Annotated in this window: 8 protein-coding genes; 4 read left to right on the forward strand and 4 right to left on the reverse strand. The window is 41.4% G+C overall.

Translation table 11 applies throughout. The features are described 5' to 3' along the window. Positions 1-263: 263 nt before the first annotated feature. The gene (locus KPX09_RS02865) at positions 264-1172 is read right to left on the reverse strand and encodes a hypothetical protein (RefSeq protein WP_249548890.1); all 909 of its coding nucleotides are present in this window, start codon (positions 1170-1172) and stop codon (positions 264-266) included. 144 nt (positions 1173-1316) lie between these two features. Next, positions 1317-2825: a murein biosynthesis integral membrane protein MurJ gene (gene murJ, locus KPX09_RS02870; RefSeq protein WP_249548891.1), complete on the reverse strand. Its 1509-nt coding sequence runs from the start codon at positions 2823-2825 to the stop codon at positions 1317-1319. Between the two features lie 84 nt (positions 2826-2909). On the opposite strand from murJ, the gene lgt reads away from it, so the two are divergent. The 3 genes from lgt (at position 2910) to KPX09_RS02885 (ending at position 4788) form a co-directional block, all read left to right on the forward strand. Further along, the gene (lgt, locus tag KPX09_RS02875) at positions 2910-3743 is read left to right on the forward strand and encodes a prolipoprotein diacylglyceryl transferase (RefSeq protein ID WP_249548892.1); all 834 of its coding nucleotides are present in this window, start codon (positions 2910-2912) and stop codon (positions 3741-3743) included. A 195-nt stretch (positions 3744-3938) separates the two neighbouring features. Then, positions 3939-4133: a hypothetical protein gene (locus KPX09_RS02880; protein WP_249548894.1), complete on the forward strand. Its 195-nt coding sequence runs from the start codon at positions 3939-3941 to the stop codon at positions 4131-4133. Between the two features lie 406 nt (positions 4134-4539). Beyond that, the gene (locus KPX09_RS02885; RefSeq protein ID WP_021800075.1) at positions 4540-4788 is read left to right on the forward strand and encodes a peptide deformylase; all 249 of its coding nucleotides are present in this window, start codon (positions 4540-4542) and stop codon (positions 4786-4788) included. A 1415-nt stretch (positions 4789-6203) separates the two neighbouring features. Here the strand turns inward: KPX09_RS02885 and rpsT are convergent. Both rpsT and KPX09_RS02895 read right to left on the reverse strand, forming a co-directional pair. Further along, the gene (gene rpsT, locus KPX09_RS02890; protein ID WP_249548896.1) at positions 6204-6494 is read right to left on the reverse strand and encodes a 30S ribosomal protein S20; all 291 of its coding nucleotides are present in this window, start codon (positions 6492-6494) and stop codon (positions 6204-6206) included. A 124-nt stretch (positions 6495-6618) separates the two neighbouring features. Further along, positions 6619-7227, reverse strand: a complete 609-nt coding sequence (locus KPX09_RS02895; protein ID WP_249548897.1) for a lysophospholipid acyltransferase family protein — start codon at positions 7225-7227, stop codon at positions 6619-6621. Positions 7228-7409: 182 nt separating this feature from the next. Here KPX09_RS02895 and def point away from each other — a divergent pair, with 182 nt between their 5' ends. Next, the gene (def, locus tag KPX09_RS02900) at positions 7410-7976 is read left to right on the forward strand and encodes a peptide deformylase (RefSeq protein ID WP_249548901.1); all 567 of its coding nucleotides are present in this window, start codon (positions 7410-7412) and stop codon (positions 7974-7976) included. The last annotated feature ends 243 nt before the right edge of the window (positions 7977-8219 follow it).

Raw genomic sequence — 8219 nt, forward strand, 5'->3', positions numbered from 1 at the left:
GAAGATTTCACCCAAAAGACAAGCACCAGTTATGACCTGGAATACCACACAAAAGAAGCCGTAAGACAAACTCTCACAGTTCCATCACAGTGCAAGGTATTGCGTCTCACACAACCGTATGTACAACCTTCAACACGCATATTGTCCGCAACCGAGACATAAATAGTGGCATAATGTTACAATACCACTGCTTCATATACTATACTGACTATAATCACCCCGGTACACGCAATATGTTCCGTGCTAGAACTATTCTCATACTACTATACACGCTTCTCAGAACCAATTAGCTTCTCAAGCTGCCCATTGAAATCGCGATTCAGCTTTACAAATCCCTTAGTCAAAACTGAAGGCAATGCAGAGAACTCACCCTTTCCTTCAAGTGCGTCTTCCAACTGCCCCAGTACCACAGCATCCAAAGTTTTGTTGCTCAAGCACGTCAAGATATTCTCAATGGTCCTCGCTACACCCTTGTACTTACTTAGAGGATGTGCCACAGAACAACTAGCAATGTTACGCACGCTTCTGATTTCATTACCCATCAAGTCAAGAAAGGCCAACCTCACCAACTTGACCAATACAGCACCCTTTTCTTGAGCTTCTATGGCATCAATTGTAATCATAATATTACAAAGCGTATCAAGAGCATTACACACGTTTCCTCTAACTAAAATAGTTATAGAACGATTTTGTGCATCTACACTCACACTACCGATTGAACTTTCCGCACGCAGTAATTTCACTAATCGCTGACTAGGGCCTGATTCTAAGTCCAAATATTCAGAGGTCAAAGGAGACACCGTTACTGTGTCCTTATATACTCCTACAATATACGATGACCTTCCCCCCGCTCTCAGTACCACAAAATTCTCGGTTGCAAGAGCACTAGCCTGCTCCAAAATCGAAGAGAGAACCTCCTGTTTAAAGGTAAAACCATGACGAAGCATATGCCATACCATAGTGTTGACATCACAGTACGTGAATTCTCCTTCTGGAATTAGCTCCACGAGATTTTTTTCACCATACTTAATGGCAACACTCATGGAAAAAATGGCTCTAGACGCTATGCCCGCATCCAAGGTTGTAAACTTTCCCTTGAAATTTTCAACACATCTTGCATCAGCAAACGATATTACTATGCTTTGACTACTAATATTGGCGTATATTATCACAGTTGTACTTGTGTAGGTTGTGTTGCTGCATTGTGAACAATTTTTATTAAGAAAACAATAATTCCTCAGGTAAAATCGATGCACAAACCAACAAAATGTACGCAACCCCTGACTTTAGCAAAAGAAATTTTCGCTATGTAAATGCTACATATCTCCAATAGAAACTTTCTGCTTAAATATTACACATAGAGTGCCGAGATAAACTGATATACCCGCAGCCATAAGGAGAATCAAAACTGGTATTTTCACTAAAGGTCCCAGAAAGAAGTACGGCTCTAGTAAAGTCTTTCCCATAATCAATACTGCAACCATTGAGGCTGCAGAAAGAAACACATACCCTAGCTTTATTCTTAACGCTTCGCATCCAGCATACAAATTATTCACTTTAAGATACAATAAAAGCAGCATAGCATTGGACCATGTGCCTATTGTGCCACCTATCGCTATTCCAACATGTCCGTAAACTTTCATCAACAGATAAGAACATAAAGCATTTGTCCCTATAGACACTATAGAAAATAACGCTGGTATGGTGAATTCTCCCCTTGCATAAAAGAATAACAAAAGGATCTTACTCATCACAAATGCCGGAAGTGACGCAGCCAATACAGCTAACACGGGCACCGTATTGCCGATAGCCCAATAGTCAAATTGGCCGTAATTCAGTAGAGCCATGAGAACCGGCTCAGGAGAAGCTATAAGAATTGCTGCAGATGGGATGATTAGCGTCATACCCAAGTCCAAAGCGCTGTTCTGCTTCTCTATCATTTGGCAAGTATCACCGCTTCTAGCAAGTTTTGCTATTGTTGGCATTAACACAATGCTCATCGATATACCCACCAACGCCTGCGGTAGTTGATTTACTCTATCAGCATAGTAAAAATATGATATTGCCCCGGGAATGTAACTAGCAAATATAGTATTAATCCATATACTGATCTGCTGCATACAACCGCTGAAGAATGACATACAGGACCTTTTAGCAAAGATCTTTATGTCCTTGTTTCCACGAGGAATAACCAATCTTACAGACAGCTTCTTGCGTGTTGCTATAAATACCGACAAACAAAACTGTATAATCGCTGCGGTAGATACAGCCACAGAAAAGTAATAGACTGGACTGAACCAGTGCGGAACCAAAGCACTGATTATTATACATGAGTTCAGGATCACAGGTGCGGCTGCTGTCACATAAAAACACTGATGTGTCTGCAATATTCCACCTATTACAGACATCAAAGATACAAATAACAGATAGGGTAGCATTATCCTTGTCAGTTCTACCGACAAACCAAACTTATAACTGCTCCCCAAAAATCCTGGGGCAAATGTACCTAGTACCTGTGGAGTGAAAATAGCGAGCGATAGACAAAAAAGTGTTAAAAACCAGAACAATAGCGAAAATATTTGATCAGCAAACTCCTGTGCTTCCTGTGGGTCAGATAGCTTCTGTGAGTATTGCGGTACAAAACTTACACTCAATGACCCTTCAGCAAAGTACGCCCTAAACAAGTTAGGTAGACGAAATGCCGCAAGAAATACGTCTGATAGCCCTTGCGCTCCTAAGTGATACGCTACTAATGCATCTCTTACAAGTCCCAAAATCCGTGAAAAAAACGTTATGAAACTGAACGCAAAAATCTTCTTGAGCATAGTTTGACTTTGTTACTTAAAATCCCAACAATACGCTGAGATGGCCCCTAGGCCCATAGCGCGATTATAGAATAACAGGCCTTTATGTCAATTTGTTTCAAAATACACACAATAGTTGAATGGATAGCCAATATTTATCCTGTTGCTTTTAGGTTGTGGTTTCTAAAGGTACACTGGTATGCTCTCTCCTACATTACTGGCATATTGTTCGTTTATTGGTATCTTAGGAAGGTGGGAAAGTACCTGCCTTTACATAATGAGCTATTGGAGTCCCTACTATCATGGTCAGTTTTGGGAGCCATCATAGGTGGAAGAGCTGTATATGTTCTGGTATACAACCCAGACTTTTACTTTCAATTTCCTCTTGAGATTATCAAAATCTGGCATGGCGGTATGTCCTTTCACGGAGGGTTTATAGGTTCAATCACTTGTACATTTGCCATATGCAAGAAACGCAAAATAGCTTTTGCACCGCTTTTAGACTTATGTGCGTGTTCTATACCACTGGGGCTTTTTTTAGGTAGATTGACTAACCTAATTAATGGCGAACTTTATGGTAGGGTCACTAACTCTTGCATAGGGATAGTATTTCCACGAAGTGGCGATATGCTCCCTAGGCATCCTTCGCAACTATACGAAGCCCTGTTTGAAGGACTGATACCCCTAATACTTTTTAATGCACTGCTACGTCTTACAAACATAAAGCAACATCCCGGTATGATCGCATGTGCTTTTTGTGTCTGGTATGGTACAGCAAGATGCGTAATTGAGTTTTTTAGGGAACCAGATATTCAAATTGGATCCGTAGCATTTGGATGGGTAACTATGGGCATGATTTTATCAGTACCCATGATATTAATCCCGTTGATAGTATTTGTTGTACTTGTGTACAACAACGTAAAATATAGAACTCCATAGGGATATGCTCATTATTGCAAAGCCAAATACAGTTTTTTTGACATAAAGAACACTAAATCCTTAGAGAGTTAGTAAAATCATCGCTGCTCACAGCATTTTATGCATTTACATCCTTTCTAGTATCTATTAAATAACTATACTAATACTAGTATGTGGTGTATAGTACACACATCTTGGTTTTGCGTCTTTATCGTCATGAAATTGCAGAAGCCTAACTCTTATATTGAGGACATAGAAAAAGTTCGCTACACACCTCAGCTACAGCAAAGTATATTTCTTAGTCAATACAACAGTGCCAGGTATCCTGATACCTATGTAAACGAAATATCTGCAGTGACTGGGTGTACAATGCTAGGAGATACTGACAATTTTACGACAAAATTAAACTGAAAATCTGCTACAATTGTTCTCCTGAGCCCTGATATCTGAAATACTGCAGTCCGCGCACATGTAACTCAGGTGTTGTGAAAGATACTATCTAGGCGGAGGTCTTATACATCCGACGCAAGCTAAATAAGCTTCTCACTTGTCATAGCTGCCCTTCCACGCAAAGGTGACTTAAACGAATAATTTATTCTAGAGGGGACATTGTTAGCCTTTGGTCGCAGTGCGATCAGTTTATATCATATACAAATGCTGTGGGGGCAAAGGCGGATCATAAGATCTTAACCTGTACTTGACGAAAATAATCCATGCACACTTTCATCTGTACTACCCTGTCTTTATAGAAAAACACATGTATTTGCCACCTATTCATGCGAGTAGAGAATGATAAACTCCTTTGAGGCTGATCTCTATGGAGGAAGGGTGCTTATCTGTGCCTAATCAGAGAGAGTTGGTTGTCCGTCCGGAGAGAGTCGTGATGCAGTACACTGACTTACACGGCAAGCGTAAGATCCTAAAGGCGCAGGGGTTACTTTCTAGGTGCCTACAGCACGAGATTGACCACTTGAACGGTACCGTATTTATCAAGCACATTTCAAAGCTAAAGCGTGACCTGGTGATGCAAAAAATGAGAAAGGCTGCCTCGCTTAGGAAGAACTAGTAAATTTTAAATCATAAAGTACCTCATTGCAGACCGAATTTTTCTGGAGATCTTTAGCGCAAATTACAGGGAAGGTGTTCTCATGTTGGTATGAACATACATTATTGCATTTTTGCCTGTAGCGGTTTTGTAGTGCATGGGGTACAATCGTACGCTCAGAGTAGTGACAAACTCATCAGGAAACGCATTTACCAACCTGGTGGGTATATCTCTCCTGAGCCGAGATGGTATCTTAACAATCCGCATAACCTAAGAACAAATAGCCGATCCAATTGAAAATTTTCCCACACATTTACGTTACTACTGCAACGGCTCCGACCAGGTAATGAGCCTCATCATCGCAGCTGGCTTAGTAGGGTGCTTCACACTCAAAAACCTAAAAAGGGGCACTTCGTTAATGTCGTTTTGTCAATCTTGTTCCTTTTTATCGCTCTCAGTGCTAATTTTTCACTCTCAGCTTCTAGACACAATCACCGTCACGGCTGCTCAGTGGTAGCACTAATACCTCTCATACCTGGGGTATGATTCACAGTTGTACATGCTTTTAAGTTATGCAGAGCTAGTGTGACGTACAGTGATGTTTTTATGGTAGAAGCATGATTACATGCGATATGTTGCACAAAGATCGTGGTTACACTGCTCTTAGTCGTCTTAACCACGGCCTTGCCTAGTATTAAAACACCTACAGGAAAGTTTTAAAAACACGCTGGTATAACCATCTTATCCCCATCTTGATTCGTGGTTGTATGAGTCTTTAGTTATGCTAGAGCAGGTGTGATATACAGTAATGCTTTGTAGTAGAGGCATGATTCACATATGCGCAGATTTCCCAAAACTCGTCGTTGAACTTAAATAACAAGCCTTTTCGCTATTACGGTATTGCGCATTAGTCTTAACCACAGCTATTTCGGACTTGCACTGGGCTGAATAATACCTGTGTCAGTTTTGAAAACACACTTGCATGTTTCTATTCTTAATGGATGTATACACGAGAGTTTTCTAGTAGCTAGCCGTACGCCCACACAACAATATTGTCAATGCAGAATACACCTTACCCTTCCTCACTTACGAAGCATCCTATAACACTGCCCTAAAGACGGTAGAACACCATTTCCGGCAACCCGCACCACTAACGCATTAACTCACATATTATAAAGAGAGAGATAAAAGTACTCTCTCAAGACCACCAAGAAAAAGCACTTGAGAGAGGCCACAAACTATAAAACCAGCAAGATACTGCAAAGCTAAGTGAATGCTTACATCAAACACATTTTAAAAAATGCTACGTATGCATCCCCAAAGATGCCGATACCAGAGAAGAAAGCAAAAAACGTACAAACGCCGCAAGAGGAGTAAGCACTACCTCCCCTAAAGCAATACCACCAGCTCTTACACAGAGCCCTGAACTCTACGCGTTACTTCTCGCTTTGTAAACGAGCAATATCATAAGCCTTTAGCTTACCCGAGAGCGCACTAATCTTACGCGCTGCCGTATTTCTATGAAATACACCCTTATTGACGCATCTGTGGATGTTAGACTCAGCCTTACGGAACGCAGCTATAGCATCCTCTATAGGAGAATTAGCCTCCAAAGCTGCCACAAACGCCTTTACGGAGTTACGAACCCTACTTTTGCGTACACGATTAGAAAGTGTGCGCCTCCCGATAACCCGTACCATCTTCTTTGCGCTAGCGTGATTTGGCATCCCGTCTCAATCCTCGTCTTACTACTACCACGGCACTCTACAGGAAATTCGTCAGAAATGCAAGTCAGTTTCTCCCACTTGGACCAAGACGGAAAAAGAAAGACCACCGTTTGTACCCTATATTCTACTCATTTCTCAACTGTCTACCACCCCCTATCATACGGTTTTTCAACGTCTCCATGAACTCTTCTTTCCCCAAATCAGGATCGATGGGAGAAAGAATTTTGATTGTGACTGTACCACGCTTCTTTCTAAATGATACAATGCCCGCCGGCCAATATTTTCCAGTATTCATCACCACAGGCACGACAGGTACCCGTAACTTTTGATATACCATTGCTATTCCGACATGATAATCCTTACTACAGTTTTCACCGTACCGCACCCTAGTGCCCTCTGGGAAGATTAAAATTGTTCTTCCATTCTTGGAACATTCATCACACTCCCTTACCATTTTTCGTAATGCAGCAACTCTCTGCTTTCGGTCTATAAATATCATCTTCAACCAGCTTAGATATAGCCCGATAAATGGTATAAAACGCACCTCTTGCTTTAACACGTAAGAAACGTTGGGAAACTCTACAAACAATATTATAGTTTCAAGCGGGGATTGGTGTTCTGAAGCTACTATGTAAGGCTGTGACGGCAGATTGTCCCTACCAACTACTTCATAAGTAATACCATCAAGCATTTTGCACAAAAATAATATCCCCTTACACCACTTAATAGCCAAGACGATCCTTAACGAAACCGGAATAAAAAGAAGTATGGGAGCAGTTAGTATGAAATAAAAAATTGTAAACAACGTAGAAAGAACATAGAATGACAAAGCTTTGCCCTCGCAGTACATTGTGGTCTACAAGGGTACCAGCGCTCTTGATAATGTAAAGCTTTATCGGTTTGAGGAAAAAGGGTGTGTCCGTAAGACCTTTGGTTGTTTTGCCTGATAGCCGGTTGTTTCTGTGCTCTGAAGAGGTACAGGAGACTGACTTCTGTGAGAAGTTCAATTCATTAATTGAGGACATGTTTGACACCATGTACGCCGAGCAGGGTATAGGCCTAGCCGCAGTTCAGGTGGGCGTACATAAGCGCATTTTTGTAGTTGACTTGGGGCCTAAAGCTGAGGAATCTAGTGAAACCGTTGATTATGACTCTGATGGTTATCATTCTACCTGTGGCCCTATGGTTGTTATTAACCCTGAAATTATAGAAAGATCTACCGAGCTGATCTCTATGGAGGAAGGGTGCTTATCTGTGCCTAATCAGAGAGAGTTGGTTGTCCGTCCGGAGAGAGTCGTGATGCAGTACACTGACTTACACGGCAAGCGTAAGATCCTAAAGGCGCAGGGGTTACTTTCTAGGTGCCTACAGCACGAGATTGACCACTTGAACGGTACCGTATTTATCAAGCACATTTCAAAGCTAAAGCGTGACCTGGTGATGCAAAAAATGAGAAAGGCTGCCTCGCTTAGGAAGAACTAGTAAATTTTAAATCATAAAGTACCTCATTGCAGACCGAATTTTTCTGGAGATCTTTAGCGCAAATTACAGGGAAGGTGTTCTCATGTTGGTATGAACATACATTATTGCATTTTTGCCTGTAGCGGTTTTGTAGTGCATGGGGTACAATCGTACGCTCAGAGTAGTGACAAACTCATCAGGAAACGCATTTACCAACCTGGTGGGTATATCTCTCCTGAGCCGAGATGGTATCTTAACAATCCG

The sequence above is a fragment of the Anaplasma phagocytophilum genome (genome assembly GCF_023476575.1).
Taxonomy (GTDB): domain Bacteria; phylum Pseudomonadota; class Alphaproteobacteria; order Rickettsiales; family Anaplasmataceae; genus Anaplasma; species Anaplasma phagocytophilum_A.